At 70.3% G+C, this 17,984-nt stretch carries 12 protein-coding genes; 2 read left to right on the plus strand and 10 right to left on the minus strand.

Going from position 1 to position 17,984, the window contains the following annotated elements; genetic code table 11:
• Positions 1-118 precede the first annotated feature (118 nt).
• The 6 genes from ABT352_RS23725 to ABT352_RS23750 all read right to left on the minus strand — a co-directional run bounded on the left by ABT352_RS23725 (position 119) and on the right by ABT352_RS23750 (position 10,168).
• Positions 119-1,948: an RICIN domain-containing protein gene (locus tag ABT352_RS23725; protein WP_350947087.1), complete on the minus strand. Its 1,830-nt coding sequence runs from the start codon at positions 1,946-1,948 to the stop codon at positions 119-121.
• A 46-nt stretch (positions 1,949-1,994) separates the two neighbouring features.
• Complete coding sequence (locus ABT352_RS23730) at positions 1,995-3,575, minus strand: arabinofuranosidase catalytic domain-containing protein (protein WP_350947088.1); 1,581 nt, start codon at positions 3,573-3,575, stop codon at positions 1,995-1,997.
• A gap of 120 nt (positions 3,576-3,695) precedes the next feature.
• On the minus strand, positions 3,696-5,150 hold the full coding sequence (locus ABT352_RS23735) for a hypothetical protein (protein ID WP_350947089.1): 1,455 nt from the start codon (positions 5,148-5,150) through the stop codon (positions 3,696-3,698).
• A 456-nt stretch (positions 5,151-5,606) separates the two neighbouring features.
• The gene (locus ABT352_RS23740) at positions 5,607-7,295 is read right to left on the minus strand and encodes a PQQ-dependent sugar dehydrogenase (protein WP_350947090.1); all 1,689 of its coding nucleotides are present in this window, start codon (positions 7,293-7,295) and stop codon (positions 5,607-5,609) included.
• A gap of 146 nt (positions 7,296-7,441) precedes the next feature.
• The gene (locus ABT352_RS23745; protein ID WP_350947091.1) at positions 7,442-9,262 is read right to left on the minus strand and encodes an ABC transporter ATP-binding protein; all 1,821 of its coding nucleotides are present in this window, start codon (positions 9,260-9,262) and stop codon (positions 7,442-7,444) included.
• 264 nt (positions 9,263-9,526) lie between these two features.
• Positions 9,527-10,168 (minus strand): hypothetical protein, encoded by a 642-nt coding sequence (locus ABT352_RS23750; RefSeq protein WP_350947092.1) that lies wholly within the window; start codon positions 10,166-10,168, stop codon positions 9,527-9,529.
• 266 nt (positions 10,169-10,434) lie between these two features.
• Between ABT352_RS23750 and ABT352_RS23755 the strand changes: the two genes are divergently transcribed.
• Positions 10,435-10,575: a hypothetical protein gene (locus tag ABT352_RS23755; RefSeq protein WP_350947093.1), complete on the plus strand. Its 141-nt coding sequence runs from the start codon at positions 10,435-10,437 to the stop codon at positions 10,573-10,575.
• Positions 10,576-10,770: 195 nt separating this feature from the next.
• Positions 10,771-11,319, plus strand: coding sequence for an Hsp20/alpha crystallin family protein (locus ABT352_RS23760; protein WP_350947094.1), 549 nt, complete (start codon positions 10,771-10,773; stop codon positions 11,317-11,319).
• 162 nt (positions 11,320-11,481) lie between these two features.
• Here the strand turns inward: ABT352_RS23760 and ABT352_RS23765 are convergent, their stop codons facing one another.
• The 4 genes from ABT352_RS23765 to ABT352_RS23780 are packed head-to-tail and all read right to left on the minus strand — an operon-like array spanning position 11,482 to position 17,661.
• Complete coding sequence (locus tag ABT352_RS23765) at positions 11,482-15,309, minus strand: type I polyketide synthase (RefSeq protein ID WP_350947095.1); 3,828 nt, start codon at positions 15,307-15,309, stop codon at positions 11,482-11,484.
• Positions 15,310-15,340: 31 nt separating this feature from the next.
• A complete protein-coding gene (locus tag ABT352_RS23770; RefSeq protein WP_350947097.1) occupies positions 15,341-16,384 on the minus strand; it encodes a ketoacyl-ACP synthase III family protein in 1,044 nt (347 codons plus the stop codon).
• Positions 16,385-16,402: 18 nt separating this feature from the next.
• Entirely contained in the window at positions 16,403-16,654 is a 252-nt protein-coding gene (locus ABT352_RS23775) for a phosphopantetheine-binding protein (RefSeq protein WP_350947098.1), read from the minus strand.
• On the minus strand, positions 16,651-17,661 hold the full coding sequence (locus tag ABT352_RS23780; RefSeq protein ID WP_350947099.1) for a ketoacyl-ACP synthase III family protein: 1,011 nt from the start codon (positions 17,659-17,661) through the stop codon (positions 16,651-16,653). The genes ABT352_RS23775 and ABT352_RS23780 overlap by 4 nt, the downstream gene beginning before the upstream one ends.
• Between the last annotated feature and the right edge of the window lie 323 nt (positions 17,662-17,984).

Below are 17,984 nucleotides of genomic sequence, written 5' to 3' on the forward strand. Positions count from 1 at the left end.
GATGAGCTCGGCGTCCACGGCCCGCATGACCTGTCCGACGGTCGGCGCCGACAGTGAGGGGTGCTCCGTCGACGACCGTCGTCCCGCCCCCGACGCATGACGGCTCACTCGCCCACGGTCACACCTGGGTGCGCAGCCACTGCTGGTTGGTGCCGGTGCCGCAGGTCCACTGCACGACCTGGACTCCGTCGGCGGTGCCGGCGTTCAGCACGTCGAGGCACTTGTCGCTGTGGCGGGCGACGAGCCGCACGTAGCCGTTGCCGGCGTCCTGGAGACGCCACTGCTGGTTGGTGCCCCCGTTGCAGGCCCACTGGACCACCCGGGCACCGTTCGCGGTCGCGGTGGCGCCGCCGTACACGTCGAGGCACTTGCCGCTGCTGACGCTCGTCACCGTGTAGTAGCCGCCACCGGCGTCCTGGAAGCGCCAGCGCTGGTTCGCCTGCCCGTTCGCCGTCCACTGCACGATGTTCGCGCCGTCGGTCGTCGCGGCGTTGTTGACGTCCAGCGACTTCCCGCTGTGCCGCGCGGTCATCGTGTAGGTGGCCGGTGGCGGGACGGTGGTCTGGGGAGCCAGCCGGTAGAGCCCGGAGCCGTGCGGGGGCAGCGAACGGCTGAACGTCCCGGTCGAGGTGCCGAGGTTCGCACCGGACCACAGATCGGTCACGACGGCCGAGCCGATGCCGAGGTCGGCGAGGTTCACCGACACGTTGGCCGTCGCGCTCTCTCGGTTGAACAGGGCGACGTAGCGGTGGTCACTGTCCGGCACGTTGGCGGTCCACACCTGCCGGGTTCCTCCGTAGAGCCGCCGGTTGTCGGTGCTGTGCTGGTCGACCGCGAGCACCGCGGAGTTGGTCATCAACGCCAGCTCCGCCGGCCGGTTCTCGACGAGGTTGCCGCCCCACATCAGCGGCGCCCGGTTGATCGCCCACAGGGTCATGAGCGTGCGTTGCTCGTCGGCGGTGAGGTTGGAGTATCGCGGCGAGCCGACCGGGCCGTACTTCGACAGCCGCCCGATCGGGATCATGTCCGGATCGGGCCACGCTCCCTTCGCCCGGTGCGGCGTCCAGTTGTGCAACTGGTCGAACAACGCGTCGAGAGCCGACCAGTTGTCCCACAGGTCGTTCACGATCCGCCACATGTGCGCGTTCGCCCGCACGTGCGATCCGCCGGCCAGCGGGGTCGCGCCGGGGGAGAGGCTCAGTACCATCGGGCGACCGCTGCGCTGGATCGCCACCCGGTACCCCTCGACCTCCGCCTGCCGGTACGTCGGCGCGGAGATGTCGTCCACCTTCACGAAGTCGACCCCCCAGGAGGCCAGCAGCTGGAACACCGAGTCGAGGTACGCCTGCGCGCAGGGGTTGGTCATGTCCAGCCCCCACATGAGGTTGAGCCAGGTCGCGGTGGTGCCGTTGGCGATCTGGTTGGCGCGGCAGTCGGTGCCGAGGATCGGCACGTTGTCCGCGACCGCCTGCCGGGGAATGCCTCGCATCAGGTGCACGCCGAACTTCAGCCCTTGGGCGTGCACGTAGTCGGCGAGCGGCTTGAACCCGTTGGTGCCGGCCGCCGAGGGGAACCGGGTGGTGTCGGGGAGCAACCGCCCGTTGGCGTCCATCCGGAGCCGGGGTTGCAGGTTGGCGTCCTGGTTGGGGCTACCGGTGTGCTGGCCGGGGTAGTACCACGCCCAGTCGATGACGACGTACTGCCAGCCGTGCTGCCGCAGGTTCGCACCCATGTAGTCGGCATTGGCCCGGACGTCGGCCTCGGTGACCCTCCAGTTGAACGAGTCGTAGCTGTTCCACCCCATCGGAGGGGTGTCGGCCACGCCGTTGTCCCACATCTGCATCCTTTCCGCCGAACCGCTGCCGACCAGATTCACCACGAGCAGGAGCGTCGCGGCCATCAGGACGGCCGTCCTACGGAGTACCGGATGGACCGGGCGGTTGCTCATCAGACCTCCACAAAGACCTGGGGAACCCTTACCGCTCTGTGCCCGCTCAGCGATAGCCGGCGGACACCACGCTTGCCTGTACCGCGTTCTCGGTCGCGTCGGACGGGTAGCCGGCGACCATGGCCCCTTCGTAGAAGGTGCCCGCACTCAGGTTCGCACCGCCGTCGGGCTTGCAACAGTCTCCGCCGCTGCCCAGGATGATCGCGCCCTGCTTCTTCATCGGGCTGTATCCGGGCGGGAGCGCGCCGTCCCACAGCGTGTAGAGGCTGCCGGACTGGGCGTTGCTGCCCTTGATCGCGAAGCGCGTGGTGCCGTTGTTCTTCAGGGTCGCGGTGACGAACTTGCTGTTGAAGGCTCGCTGGTTCGGGTTCCAGCTCTGGCTGCCGCCGGGGAAGAGACCCCATTCGAGGTCGGCCTGCACCCAGGGGCCCGTGCCGGAGCAGCCGCCGAACCAGCACTGGGTGCTGAAGTTGATGGCGTCCATCGCCCCGGCGGCGTCGGCCTTCCGCGTCGTCTCGCTGTTGCCGTAGTCGAAGCAGCAGCCGTTGTTGACGTGGGTGCCGCTGGTCACCATGTACATGCCCTCGGGGGCGGCGCCGGTCGGCACCCCGGTGAGGTGCCCGTCCCGCCAGTAGCTGTTGCCGGGGTTGATGTAGAGCGAGTACGCCTTCGCGCCGCCCACGGTGAGGGACTCCGAGGTGGCGATCGCCGGCCTGCTCTGCGGCGAGCCGGGAACCACGCTCGATCCCTGGTACCAGAGGTCGTTGCCCCGTCCCGACTGGTCGAAGACGACCGTCACCACGCAGGTCGTGCCGGCGCAGAACGAGTCCTGCGTCGCGGCGTTGGCGGTGCCGCCCGCGGCCAGCAGGCCGATGTTTCGGGTCGTGTTGTCCGACGAGCGGCGGACCTGGTACAGGTTGCCGGCGTACGCCTGATAGAGCGCCCGCGTCGTGCTGTGGGCCGCCACGCAGGGGGTGCCGCCGGAGGCGTAGATGTCACATGGACGCGCGCCGGGCGGCGGTGGCGTCGGAGTCACAGTCGGCGTCGGGGTCGGAGTGGTGGGCGAGGTCCACTGCTGGTTGGTGCCGCCGTGGCACGCCCACAGGAGGATCTTGGTGCCGTTCGCGGTGCCGGCGCCGTTCGCGTCGAGGCACAGGCCGGACTGCACGCCGGTGATGGTGCCGTTGGCGTTGACGTTCCACTGCTGGTTGGTCTGGCCGTTGCAGTCCCAGATCACCGCCGCGGTGCCGTTCGAGGTGCCCCGGCCGTAGGCGTCCAGGCACTTGTTGCCGTAGACCATGAGCTGCTTGCTCGACGTCCAGGTCCAGATCTGGCCGGCGCCGCCGTGGCAGTCCCACAGTTGTGTCTGGGCGCCGTTGGCGGTGCCGGCGTTGGGGACTTCGAGACAGCGGCCGGACGCGGTACCCACGATTCTGGTGCTCTGCCCGGGCTCGATGGCGGCCGCCGCCGACGCCGCCTCGGCCGGAGCCTGGGTGCCGGGGGTGGCGCCGCCGACGATGAGGACGCCGGCGAGCGCGCCGGCCAGGGCGCTCAGCAGCCGGAGGCGACGGCGTCGGGGCATGGGGTCGCGGACCTGCCCTGACCTGCTGCGTAACGGGATTCGCACGGTGTGGCTCCTGTTCTGTTGTGAGAAAGCGAGGGTCTGCGGATGTTCCACGGTGACGGTGCTGTCGAATCGATTCGACAGCACTTCCGCCGTGTTGACGGCGACTCTGGCCCGCCAGGGTCACCGACGGCGGGCGAGTGGGGCCTGCGGTGGCGCGTCCGGGCGGGCGTGCTGGGCCACCGCCACCGACTGGAGGCCGCCGTCCGAGGGCGGCAGCAGGGTGATGGTGTAGGTGTCGGTCTGGTTGCCGTACGGCACGGTCACCGTGACGTTGTCGTTCGACAGGTTCACCACGTTGTTCGAGACCGTGATCGGGCCCTGCACCGCGCCGCCGCCGTTGTACGGGATGCGCTGGGTGAGGACACGCACCTGGTTGTTCTGCACGATGCCGCTGGTAGTGTCCAGGCGCCGCAGGTTCACGGTCAGGTTTCCGGTGGTGCGACCGCCGCCGACCAGCACCTTCGCGACCCCGCTCGTCTTGGTGGCGTGCGCGTCGTACGACGGCCCGGCGGTCACCGAGACGACCTGCCCGGTCTGCGAGGCGTAGTAGCGGTAGACCCACCACTCGCCCTTGGGCCGGTGCCGGCCGGCCGAGTCGCGGACCAGCAGATTGGCGAGGTCGTTGTGCAGGTCGCCGCCACCGGCCCAGTTCGCCCGCAGGCCGTCCGCGCGGGCCCGCTCCAGCCGCGCGATGTACCAGGCGCCGTCGGCGGGGTTCTGCTCCTCGGGCGCGCCGTACTCGTTGATCTGGTACGGGCGGGGGTGCGGGATGCCGCGCGGGTCGAGGGTGGCGTCGGCGGCGGCGACGTCGGCGACCGGGTCGCCGGGCAGCGAGTGCCAGCTGATGATGTCCGGCACCGTGTCGGTCGAGCGGACGAAGTCCAGGTACTGGTTCCAGAAGCTGTGCGTGGTGGACGGGACGCAGGCACAGCTCGGGCCGACGATGAGCCGGCTGGGGAACTCCGCCCGGATGCGCCGGTAGGTGCGGCGCCACAGTTCGAGGTACTGGGAGATCGGGCGGTTCCAGAACAGGGTGATGTTGGGCTCGTTCCAGATGTCCCACTGCACGCTCAGCCCGGAGGCCCGGACGTCGTTGACGAGGCGGTTCAGGAAGTCGTCGTAGTCGGTCCAGTCGCCGTTGTCGCCGGGGAAGCGGGAGATCCCGGCGCCGTCCGCACCCCACAGGTCGTGCGGCAGGAGGATGAACCGACCGCCGAGGGCGACGGTCCTGCGCGCCTGGGCGAGGGTGGAGTTCCACCGGCGGTCGTAGGTCCCGCCGACCCAGCCACTCCCGGGGAGCTGCGCGCCACCGGCGCGCATGAAACGGAAGTTGACGTCGCGGAAGAAGTGGTCGGCCGGTCCGACGGCGTTCTCCGGCATGCCGTAGATCCAGCCGGAGGCGCGGTAGGTCGGCGCGCCGCCGGTGGTGGAGAAGTCGACGGTGATCGACTCGCCGGCGGCCTGGGCCGGGGAACCGGTGACGGTCACGGAGGCGCCGGTGACGAGCAGGCCGACCGCGAGGCGGGTGGCGAGCGCAGGGGCTCGTCGCGGCCTGCCGCGGGAGGGGGTTTTCACGGGCGGCTCCTTGCAGGGCGTTGGGGGGGACGCTCTTCGGAGGGCTGCACTTGCGAACCGATTCGAAAGGATCGTAGGACCGGTCACCGAAGCATGTCAATGAAGTGACGGTTCGATGACATCGATGTTTCGTAAAACACGGCCCTTAGCGTCATGGATGCCTTGACTGTTCCGGGGTGGACGGGCCATGTTCACCCTGCTTGATTCATCGAATCGGTTCGCTTCACGCCGAGAATCGGCGTCGACCTGCGCATCCCCGCCCGACGATCCGCGCGAAGCGCGGCGGCGGACGACGGGGCTCGGCCGTCGGCGGCCGAGGCCCCGGTCGAACGCGAACCGAACCGCACCCGCCTCGCACGGCGATGCGAGGCGGGTGCGCGTGCCCACCGGGATCGGCACGCCACCGGGGGACCGATTCCCCGGTGGCGTGCCGGTTCTCTCAGGCGTGGGCAGGACTCAGGGGCTCGTGCACTGGTAGCCGGACGGCGTCTGGGTGTTGCCGTTGGGGCGGCTCGCCTGGAAACCGAAGGTGGTGCTCTGGCCCGGGCCGAGCGCGCCGTTGTGCCCGGCGCTCCTCGCCGTGACGGTCTGCCCGCTCACGGTCAGCGTGGCGTTCCACGAACCGGTGACGGCGTGGCCGCTCGGCAGCGTGAAGGTCACCGTCCAGCCACTGGTCGCGGACGTGCCGGTGTTGGTGACCGTGACCGGCTGGATCACGTATCCGTTCGACCACTGCGTCTGGACGGTCCCCGTCGCCGAGCACCCACCGGGGCCGCCGCCACCCGGGGTGGTGGTGACCGTCACCGTGTTCGACACCGGCGAGAGGTTGCCCGCCGCGTCGCGGGCCCGGACCTGGTAGCGGTAGGTGGTGTTCGCGGTGAGCCCGGTCTCGGCGTACGAGGTGGTGGCCGAGGTCCCCACCTGGGTGAAGGTGCCGCCGGACGCGCCCGGCGCGCGCAGGACGTCGTATCCGGTCACGCCCACGTTGTCGGTGGAGGCGGTCCAGGCCAGGGTGGTGCCGGTGGAGGTCGTCCCCGACGCGGCGAGGCCGGTCGGCGCGGTCGGCGCGGTGGTGTCGCCCCCGGTGGTGGCCGGTGGGACGCGGACGATGCGGTCGTCCTGCGCCGCCGGGGTGCCGCGGCCGTCCCGGTTGCTGGTCGCCACCCAGAGCCAGCCGTCCGGACCGACCGCGACCGTGCGGAGCCGCCCGTAGGTGGACTGGAACTCGGCCAGCGGCGTGCCGGGGGTGCCGGCGCCGCTCAACGGCACCGTCCAGAGGCGCTGGCCGCGCAGCGCGGCGACGAAGAGCGTGTTGTTGGCCCAGGCCAGCCCGCTCGGCGACGCCTCGGCGGTCGTCCACGTGACGATCGGGTCGCGGAAGGAGGGGTTGTTGCAGGTGCCCTCGCACGTCGGCCAGCCGTAGTTGGAGCCCGCGACGATCTGGTTGATCTCGTCCCGGGTGTTCTGTCCGAGTTCGGCGGCGTACATCCTGCCCTGGGAGTCCCAGGTCAGGCCCTGGACGTTGCGGTGACCGTAGGTCCAGACGCGGGAGCCGGCGATCGGATTGCCCGAGGGCACGCCTCCGGTGGGTGTCATCCGCAGGATCTTCCCGGCGAGGCTGTTGACGTTCTGCGCGTTGGCGGTGGTGCCGGCGTCGCCGGTCGCCACGTAGAGCATGCCGTCGGGCCCGAAGGCGATGCGGCCGCCGTCGTGGATGGTGGCGCTCGGCACCCCCGAGAGGATCACCGTCTGTGTCTGTGGCGCGGTCAGTTGCAGCCTGACCAGGCGGTTGTCCCCGGCGGTGCTGGTGAAGTACGCGTACACCCAGCCGTCCTGGGCGTAGGTGGGCGACACGGCGATGCCGAGCAGGCCGCTCTCACCCGAGGCGCTCACCCCGCTGATGGTGGCGACCGCCGTGGGTGTCTGGTCCGGCCGCACCCGCAGGATGCGTCCGGTGTTGCGTTCTGACACCAGCGCGCTGCCGTCCGGCAGGAACGCCAGACCCCAGGGAACCTGGAGGCCCGTGACGGAGACCTGCGCCCGGGAGAAGTCGAAGCCGCCCACCACCTGGGCGCGGGCCTCGGGGGCGGTGACGACCAGCGCGAGCAGAGCCAGAATCAGGGCCGGTATGACGCGGGCGCGCATGATGGCCTCCTTGACCGAATCACTTTACGTATGTCAGCACCGTAGGCACGCGGGCCGCGGAACCTCAAACGCCGTGATCGATCCACCCTGACACTCTGGGAGTACGGCGTCACACCGGTGAAAATTTCACGCGAACGGTGAGACTCTCAGCGGGGGACGGCGTCCGAGCTGTCCTCTTCGAGGAGGAAACCGCCGGACTGGTGGTGCCACAGGCGGGAGTACGGTCCCTGGGCACGAAGGAGCTCGTGGTGGTCGCCCTGTTCCACGATGCGGCCCTGGTCGAGGACGACGAGGCGGTCCATGCGCACGACGGTGCTCAGCCGGTGCGCGACCACGAGGGCGGTGCGGTCACGCATCAGGCCCCACAGGGCCTCCTGGATGAGAGTCTCGCTCTCGGAGTCCAGCGCGCTCGTGGCCTCGTCCAGCAGCAGGATCGGCGCGTCGCGCAGGATGGCGCGGGCGAGGGCGACGCGCTGCCGCTGGCCGCCGGAGAGTTTGACGCCGCGTTCCCCGACCAGCGTGTCGAAGCCGTTCGGCAGGGTCTCGGCGAACTCTGTGACGTGCGCCGCCCGCGCGACCCGGTGGATCTCGGCGTCGGTGGCGCCCGGCCGGGCGAAGGCGATGTTGTCGCGCAACGACCGGTGGAACAGGGCGGGCTCCTGCGGGACGTAGGAGATCAGGCTGCGCAGGTCGGCCTGGCGGAGCCGGGTGACGTCCTGGCCGCCGATGAGGATCCGGCCGCCCTCGATGTCCATGAGGCGTAGCAGCAGCCGGGTGAGGGTGGTCTTGCCGCCGCCCGACCGGCCCACCAGGCCGACCTTGGTGCCGGTGGGGATGTGCAGGTCCAGACCGTCGAACAGCGGTGGATTGCCGGAGTGCGCGAACGTCACGCGCTCGAACCGGACGCCGGCGTCGGCGGGGCGCAGCGGCTGCGGGTCCTTGGGGTCGACGACTGCCGGCGGGGTGAGGAGGAGCTCGGTGAACTGGGCGGACTCGGTGAGCACGCTCTCCATGCGACGGTAGATCTGGTTGAACTCGAACATGATGTTGATCGAGGTCGTGTAGTAGCTGAACGTCACCACGACCGCCTCCACGCCCAGGCCGCCACGGAGGGTGATGGCGAGGAGCAGGCCGAGGGTGCTGGTGAGGATCGAGAGCGGGGCGATGACGGTGTCCACCCGGAGGTTGGCGTAGTCCCAGGAGCGGAGCGTCAGCCCGCGCTGCTCGGCGACCCGCGCCCGGTGCTTCGCGGCCTCGCGCTCCTCGGCGGCGAACGCGCGGACCGTCTCCATGTTGGCCAGCACGTCGGCGATGTGCCCGGACACCCGCACCTTCGCGGCCTCACGCTGGTCCACCAGTCTCTGGCGACGGCGAATGAGCGGGGCGATGACGAGGCCGGTGACGACGATGAGGCCGAGGAGGACGAAGACCAGCAGCGGGTGATACCGCCACAGCACCACCGAGGCGAAGGCCAGCGGCACCACCTTGGCGATGATCGAGAAGGTGAGCGTGTCCACGAAGTTCTCGAACCCGCCGGAGAAGCTCAGCACCCGCTTGGTCAGCGAGCCGGCGAAGTTGTCGTGGAAGAACGCGGCGTCCTTGGCCAGCAGCCTGTCCATGGCCATCACCCCGAGCCACTCGACGCCCCGGGCGTCCGTACGGTTCAGGAAGTGAATGCCCACCCGCCACAGCACCTCCCCGGCGAGCAGCGTCGCGCCGAAGCCGAGCACGTACGGCATGAGGGCGGCGACGTCGTCCCCGCCGTCGGACAGGCGCCCCACGATCGCACCCACCGCGAGCGGGGCGAGATAGAACAGGCAGGTGTTGCCCAACGCGGGCAGGGTGAGCGCGGGCACGGCGACCCGCCACTGTCTCAGCAGCTCCCGGTTGTAGTACCGCAGCGCCAGCAGGACGGCCGACCTCCGGGGAGACGGTCTGTCTTCTGGAGAATCGACTGATTCCAGCACGGCCATCCGCCCCTCCGAACACCCTCGGTCATGGCAATGGTGACGCAGGGTGTCAGGAGGATGCGAACGATTTTTCGCCGGTCGGATCATCGGGGCTCCGCCGCCCCGGATGGGCGGCGGGTCCGAGGTTCGCGGGATGGTGGGTCCTCCCGGTCAAGTGTGTGCCGTGGCCGGGAGGGCGGCGAGCGGAACTCGTGGAGGTCCGCGCAGGTCAGGGGCCGTTGAAATCGTCCGCCGTGCTCCGGCCTTCAAGCCGGGAGCGGGTCAGCCGCCCGGTGGGGGGTCGGGCCAGTACGGGACCGATCGCTCGGCGGCGGACACGATGGCCGCGCCGTCCAGGGTGGCGATGCTCAGCTCGATCCCGGCGGAGGGCCACTCCACGCCGAGTTCGAAGGTCTCCGGGGGCGGTGAGGGCCAGAGCCACAGTCCGACGGTGAGGAAGCCCTCTTCGTCGCCGCCGCTGCGCAGGGACATGCCTCCGAACAGCCAGGAGAGCCGCGGAACCGATGGCGGGTCCTGTGGGAGCCGTGCCAGGTCGAACCTCTGCCCGACGGTGGTGGCCTTGGTGCCGTCGGCGAAGCGGACGCCGAACCGCAGCAGGTTGTCCGGTAACCCGCGGGCGCTCACGCTGGAGATCATGTGCGGAAACACGGACATCTGGAGGGCCTGGAAGTCGTCGGGGGGCAGGGAGCGCCGCCTCATGACGATGTCCACGTCCAACAGGCATCCGGTGCTGAACGCCCGGATCGTCGGCAGGGTGATGGCGACGTTCTGGGTGCGGGCGAGCAGAAGATCGCTGGTCATCGTCGCGCCCATCTCCTCGGCGGGCGGGGCGTACCAGGCGGGCAGCTCGGGTTTGGGCGGGCGGGTTGCTTCTTCCTGTGCCGATGGGGGCTCGAAGAACATGCTTTTACCATATGGAAAAAATTTCGCGAGCGCGGGGCGGGGAATCGCCGCGCTCGTCGGCGTTCGGACCCCTTCCTGGAGGACGCGGACCCATGGGCTAAATATGGAAAATCATCACTTTTGTCATAAAATCGCATACTTTGGGGATGTGGTGAGGAAAGACATCACCTCCCCGGGCCGGGCGGCGTGACCGCGGCCCCGATGGCGCCGGGGATTCGCGGCCGAGGACCGGCCGGAACCAATGATCAAGTGGAGGTCCACCCGTCATGAGCACGCATGTTCACGTCCGCCTCAATCGCGACATGACCGTGACCGAGGGGGGCGAGCTGCTCGTGCTGTCCCACTGCCGATGCGGTGCCACCTGGACCACGTCCTACCGGGCCGAGGAGGGAGAGCCCGAGAGGTGACCCGGTTGAGGTCGCCGGGGACGCCGCCCGGCGGGGCGGGTGGGGTCGGCGGCGAGTGTAGTCGCGACCTTTGTCGGGTATCTGTCACTACGCGGTAGCGCTGTGCTACTGGCCGCGCGGGCCGTTGCCCTGCTGCGGCCGAGGTTCCCTCGTGGGGGACGAGGAGCCTGATTCAAGCGTAAGCAGGGGGATGTCATGACATTGCCGATGAGGCGCACCAGGGGCGGCCACATGCACGGGGTCGAGCCGTTCGCGATACTGCGAAGGGACCCCTTCGGGGAGATGCAGGACCTGTTCAGCCAGCTCGGACTGCTGACCCGGCCGACGGTCGAGGGCGAGGCGGAACGCCCGTGGATGCCGATCGCCGAGATCGACGAGATCGACGACGCCTACCTCGCCAGGCTGGAGATGCCCGGCATCTCACCCGAGGACGTCGAGATCTCCATCAACGGCCGCGAACTGTGCGTCAACGGCGAGGTCCACAAGGAAGAGGGAAGTTCCAACGCGCTGCGGGTTCGGACGGGACGATTCCACTTCCACACCTCGCTCCCCTCCGACGTGGACCAGGAGGGCGTGGAGGCGTCGATGGAGGAGGGGATCCTGACCCTGCGGATCCCCAAGGCCACCCAGGGACAGGGGCGACGCATCCAGGTCAAGGCCGGGCATTCCAAGGGGCGCCCGGAGAGTGGACGTTCGGAGAGCGGCCGCTCCGGAGGGCGATCCGAAGGCGGAAAGCGGTCCTGACCGGGCCTTCCCCCTCACGTCCGCAGGTCGAGGTTCTCGCCGTCTCTCGACGCCTCGCTGTCCGTGCGCGGCCCGCATGACCGACTGAGCCGTCCACCCCCGCACCGCACGCGCCTGCCGGGTGTCCGAGAGGGATCCCTCTCGGACACCCGGCAGGCGGCCTCAGCCTCCGATCGCGAGCACGCTCTCGGCGGCGGTCTCCGTCGCCACCTCCGGTCCCGGAGCCGTGAGAAGCTCCACCAGGTGGTTCGCGATCGCGGTGATGGTGGGCTGCTGCCACAGCAGGGTCGCCGGGAGACGGCGGCCGAAGCGCTTCTCCAGACGTCGCCGGACCATGATGGTCATCACCGAGTCGAGCCCCTGCTCGACCAGGGGACGCCTGGTCGCCAGGTCCTCGGGGGCGAGCCTCATCACGGCGGCGATCTCCGCGCGGATCTCGGGCAGGACACGCTCGCGCAGGTCCTCGGGCGCCAGGCCGGAGAACGACTCCGCGGGCCCACCGAGATCCTCCTCGGCCGGGGCGGGCGCGTCGATCACCGGATAGCGGAGTCCGGTGAGGTGTCCCACCACCCGGCCGTCCACGTCGGCGAGGAGCACCCGGACGGTGTCCTCGGCGGCAGGGTCGACGGCCGCGTCGATGATCACCGTCGAGGGAGGCGCGCCGGTCAGCGTCACGTCGTCGATGTGCACGACCATGCGCAGCACCGGATCGCCGGGGAACACGCAGGGCGCCACGGACATCGCCGCGTCCAGCGCCGGCGTCCAGCCCTCCGCCTCCCCGGTGCGTACCGTGGCCCGCAGCACGCCGTCCCCGCTCAGCAGCGTCTCGATCGTCCAGTCGAAGCCCGTCGAGGGCACGCCGACGCCTGCGAGCCGCTTGTGCACGAACCCGGGATCGATCGGGCCGAGAGAGTCGGCGTCCGGCAGCATGTCGGGTTTCACCTGGCCGGGGGCGGCCACGTCCGCGGTGACGTGCACCAGCCAGGCGGGTTCCGGCTCGTCGGGACCGGCCGGGGTACGGGCCGCGAGCCGCACCGCCGGAGGCTCGTGCACGACCTGGATCTGCCTGCGTTCCGCGGTCATCAGCGGATGCATCATCTCCACGTCGGTGAGCGTGACGTCCTCGTCCTCGACCGCGTGCAGGAACGTGTTGACGAGCACGGCGGCGGGCACGATCTCGACCCCGTTGAGGGCGTGGCTGCCCGGGTAGGGCCGGTTGGCGTCCTCCAGGCTGGTCCGCCACACCCGGGTCCGGCTGCCCGCGAGGCCGGTCCCGGCCCCGAGCAGGGTGTGGGAGTGCACGTCGTGCCCCCGGTTGTCGTCCCCGGTGTACGCCTCCCGCCAGTGGCGGCGGTGCTGCCAGGCGTACGGCGGCAGGTCGGCCAGGCCGCCGGACGGCTGCAGCCGGCTCCAGTCCACCTCGACGCCGTGGCAGTGCGCCGTGCCCAGCGCGACGAGGAAGGTCGAGGACTCGGGCTGGTTCCTGCGCAGTGACGTGCCGACGAACACGTCGTCGAACCCGTTCTCCGAGAGCGTCTCGGTCACCGAGTGCGCGACCACGGGGTGGGGGGAGATCTCCAGGAACACGCGGTGGCCGTCCTGCGCCGCGGCCGTCGTCGCCGCGGTGAGCCGCACGGGGTCTCGCAGGTTCGCCGCCCAGTACGCGCCGTCCAGGACGGGCGTCGACCGGGGGTCGGCCAGCGCGGTCGTGTACATCGGGACGCGAGGCGCGCCGAACGAGAGATCGGCGACGGCGGCGGCGAGTTCGACGGCGAGCGGGTCCATGTGCGGGCTGTGGAAGGCGACGTCGGAGGCCACCCGCCGCACCACGATGCCCTCGGCGGGCCACTCGTTCACCACCGCCTCGACCGCGGCGACGTCGCCGGACAGCACGGTGGAGCCGGGGGCCGACGAGATCGCGGCCACCAGGTCGGTACGGCCGGCGAGCCGCTCCGCCGCCTCCTCGAACGACAGGTCGACCATCGCCATCGCCCCCTCGCCCTCGACCTGGCGCAGCAGCCGGGAGCGGCGGCAGATCAGGCGGGCGCCGTCGGCGACGGTCATCGCGCCGGCCGTCACCGCCGCCGCGATCTCGCCGACGGAGTGGCCGATGACGGCCTTCGGAGTGACCCCGTACGCGTTCCAGAGCCTGGCGAGGCCCAGCTGCATCACGAAGATCATGGTCTGCACGCGGTCGATGGTGTCGAGATCGCCGTCGGCGAGGACCTGCCGGGGCGAGAAGCCGATCTCCTCGACGAAGATCGGCTCCACCTCGTCGACGAGGGACGCGAACTCCGGCACGGCGAGCAGTTCCCGCCCCATTCCGCGCCACTGGCAGCCCTGGCCTGAGAAGACCCAGACCGGCCCGGGGCCGAGCTCGGGCAGCACGTCACCGGTGATGACGCTCTCGGCGGGTACGTCATCGGCGAGCCTGCGCAGACCGGCCGCGAGCTCGTTCCCGTCCGCCCCGATCACGACGGCGCGACGGGCCAGATGGGTGCGCCGGAGCGCGAGCGTGTGCCCCGCCGACGCCAGGTCGAGCCCTTGGCCGAGTCCCTGGTCGAGGCGGTCGGCGAGCCTGCCCGCGTACTGCCGCAGCGCCTGCTCCGAGGCGGCCGACAGCGGGAACAGCCGCTCCCCGCCTTCCCCGCCTTCTTCGCCCCGGGGAGCCTCCTGGGCCGCGGGGGCCTGTTCGAGCACGATGTGCGCGACCGTGCCGCCGTACCCGAAGCTGGAGACGCCCGCCCTGCGGGGGTGGTCGCGCTCGGGCCAGGCCGATTGCTCGGTCACCACGCGAAGGCCCGAGGTCTCCCACGGGATGGCCGGGTTCAGGGTGTCCAGCACGCTCGGCGGGATCTCACCGCGGTGGAGGGCGAGCACCGCCTTGATGACGCCGGCGATGCCGGCGGCGCCCTCGAGGTGACCGATGTTGGACTTCACGGAGCCGACGAGGCACGGGTCGCCGGGGGGCCGCGGCGTGCCGTACACGGAGGAGAGCGCTCCCGCCTCAAGTGGGTCGCCGAGCCGGGTGCCCGTGCCGTGCGCCTCGATGTAGTCGACGGTGGACGGTGCGATGCCCGCCTGCCGGCAGGCCCGGATCATCACGTGTTCCTGGGCCTGTCCGCACGGCGCCATGATGCCGTTGGTGTGCCCGTCCTGGTTCACGGCGCTGCCGATGACGAGCGCGAGGATCCGGTCACCGTCGCGCCGGGCGTCCGACAGCCGCTTGAGCACGACCACGCCGCAGCCCTCGCCGCGTCCGTAGCCGTCGGCCGAGGCGTCGAACGACTTGGACCGCCCGTCGGGGGCGAGGGCTCCCGCCGTGCCGAGCGTGAGGGTCTGGCCCGGGGTGACCAGCAGGTTCACGCCGCCGGCGAGGGCGACGTCGCTCTCGCCGAGCCGCAGGCTCTGGGCGGCCAGGTGCAGCGAGACCAGCGACGCCGAGCAGGCGGTGTCGATCGCCATGCTGGGGCCGCGCAGGTCCAGGGAGTAGGAGATGCGATTGGCGACGGCGCAGGTCGCGGCGCCGATCCCGGTCCACGCCTCGATCTGGGGCAGTTCCTCGAGGAGGCGGCCTCCGTAGTCGGCGGTGCAGACCCCGATGAACACCCCGGCGTCGGTGCCGGTCAGCTTGTGCGGCGGCAGGCCGGCGTTCTCCAGGGCCTCCCACGCGGTCTCCATCAGGATCCGCTGCTGCGGGTCCATCAGTTCGGCCTCGCGGGGCGACAGGCCGAAGAACTCCGCGTCGAAGCCCTCGATGTCGTCGAGGAAGCTGCCGTGACGTACGGCGTCGCGCAGCGAGGCGGCGTGCTCGGGGCTTCGGTTCTCGTACGGGCGCCAGCGTTCCGCGGGCAGCGGCCCGGTCGTGTTCCGGCCGGCACGCAGCAGGTCCCAGAACTCGTCCGGTGAGCGGGCGTCGCCGGGAAGGCGGCATCCGATCCCGATCACCGCCACTGGTTCCACCTGGACTCCGCGCGTACTGTCGGCCATCTGCGTTCGTTTCCCTTCGGTCGGACCCACTTCAGACCCACTGAGGATTGTCGATGATCTTGATGACGGCGCCGGAGACGGTCACTCCCGGCCCGGTGCCGAGCATCAGCACGTGGTCGCCGGGGCCCAGCTGCCCGGTCAGGAGCAGGTGGTCGAGGGAGAGGGTCTGGTCGGCGGCACCGCAGTGGCCGATGGTGCGACCGTAGTCCCAGGTCGAGCGGGACATGGGCAGGTCGAGCATGGCCATGCACCGCTGTTCGACGATCTCCTCCGAGTAGTTCATGAACGCCACCCTGGTGAGGTCGCCGGCCCCGATCCCGCTCTCGGTCAACGCGCGCTCGACGACCTCCATCAGCGCCCGCTGGATCTTGAACAGCGCCGTGGTGGCCTCGCCCTTGGGCATGACCTGCTGCCTGAACTGCTCGTTCCTGGCGGCGAAGCTCATCTTGCGCCCGACCGTGACGCCCGGCGGGAAGAGAGGCTCGCTGCCCCGGTGGAGCTCCTCGGCCTCGGTCACCGTCGTCGTGCAGACCGACGTCAGGCGCGCGAAACCCGTCCCCTTGGTGAGCACGAGCGCGGCGGCGGCGTCCCCGCCGATGTAGCCGGGTCCCATCCGCCACCGGTCCATCAGCGGGGTGCCGTAGTTGTCGGCGGCGACCAGCAGGGCGGCCTGCCTGCCGGGTACGGCGTCCAGGTGGCCGGCCGCGAGCTCCAGGGCGATGAACATCCCGTTGCAGCCCTGCCGGATCTCGGTGGCCAGGACGTCCCCGCCGACGAGGTGACGCTGCAGGTAGGAGTGCGGGGGCCAGCCGTCGGGACCCTGGTGCCACGTCGAGGCGTACAGGAGGAGATCCAGGTCGCCCGGCGCGCGCCCGCTGCGCTTGAGCGCGCTCCGCGCCGCGTGCAGGGCCATCTCCGGAGCCGGTACGTCACCGGCCACCACCGCCCCGGCCAGGTTGTGCAGCTCGGCCTCCTGCGCCGGGTACCAGCCTTTGGCGACGGCTTTCTCGACGCTGACGACGGTGCGGGGGAGGAAGGCTCCCACCCCGCTGATGTAGGTGTCCGCCAACTGCATGACTCTGCCCTCGCCCGGCTAGACGGATTCGAGTTCTTCGACCATCGCCACGATGGTCACGACGTCCTTGAAGTTCTCCGGGTCGAGCCTCGCGGCGGGAATCGGGACGCCGACGTCCTTGCGGAGGAAGTTCAGCAGCCGCGCGGTCCGCAGGGAGTCCAGGAGCCCCGACAGCAGGAGCGGGGTCGTCTCGTCGACCTTGATGTCGTCGCCGTCCAGGACGAGGTTCTCCTGGATGAAGTCGACCAGCCTTCGCGTGAGATCGGTCATGCGCGTGCCCCTGTCGTGACGGGAGAGGTGGCCAGGACCCTGAAGACCGCCGCGGCGACGGACGTTCCCGAGCCGAACCCGACCGTGAGCAGGTGATCGCCGGCCACGAGCCCGCCGGTCGCGACGAGATGCTCGAAGGCGATGAACTGGTCCACCGCGCCGCAGTGGCCCACGCGCCTTCCGTAGTCCCAGGTCGTCTGGTCCTCCTCGATGCCCAGCCAGGACATCTGCCCGTCCAGGTCCTCGCGGCGGCCGTGCGGCAACGCCACCCGCGTGATGTCGGAGAGCTCGATCCCCGCCTCGTCCAGGGTCTTCTCGACCTGCTGCATCATCGTCTTCTGGATCGTGAGGTGGATCCCGGTTCCCTGCTTCTTGAGCAGCCTCTGGCGGAACTCCTCGTGCCGGTCGCCGAAGCTCAGCCCTCTGCCGACGGTGGCGTCCGGGGGGAACAGGGGGTAGGCGCCGTCGTTGACCGCGTCGGCCTCCGGGATCACCGTCGCGTTCACCGAGAGGAGCTCGGCCATGCCGTAGTCCTTGCCGAGGAGGAGCGCGGCCGCGGCGTCGCCGATCAGCGCCCCGGGGGTCATCCGCCAGCGGTCCACCAGCGGGGTGCCGTGGTTGTCCGAGGAGACGACCATCGCCGTCTCCCGGTCCGCGTCGGCCTGCAGGTAGCTCGCCGCCAGTTCGAGCGAGCTGATCATCCCCACGCAGCCGCTCCGGATCTCGAACGCGGGAACGTTCCCACCGAGGAGGTGCATCTGCAGGTAGTGCTGGGGCTGCCAGCCGTTCGGGCCCTGGTGCCAGACAGACGGGTAGAGCAGCAGGTCGAGGTCGCGCGGGGAGGACTCGCCCCAGCGGTCGTACGCGTCCAGGACCGCGAGCCGTGCCATCTCGGGCGCGGGCATGTCGCCGGCCACCGCCGCGCCGATCTGCTGGAACCTCTCGACCTCCTCGGCCGGGTACCAGCCCTCACGAACCGCCTGCTCGACGCTCACACTGTCAGGCACATAAACGCCGAGGCTCCTGACGAATATGTTGGATGTACGCACACGTCCCCTAACTCATCGACGATCCCGGACAACGGCCTTCTGGCAGCGGAAGACGGCTTATCCGATTTATTTCGGGTCACGGGATATCAAGTGACCTGCGGCCGGGCAATGAAAAGCGGGAAATGGGCCGGCGGCCGTCGGGGGCAACAATAGGGGCGGACCGTTGCGGAAAGCAATATGGACGTGAGCGGCCGGTCGGTGACATTCCGTGATCGGGTTCCGACGGAATGTATTCAACTCTGGAAATGCGCCTTTCCGCTCCAGGTCACGGTTTCCCAGAA

It is taken from the genome of Streptosporangium sp. NPDC000563 (genome assembly GCF_040299985.1).
Lineage (GTDB): Bacteria > Actinomycetota > Actinomycetes > Streptosporangiales > Streptosporangiaceae > Streptosporangium.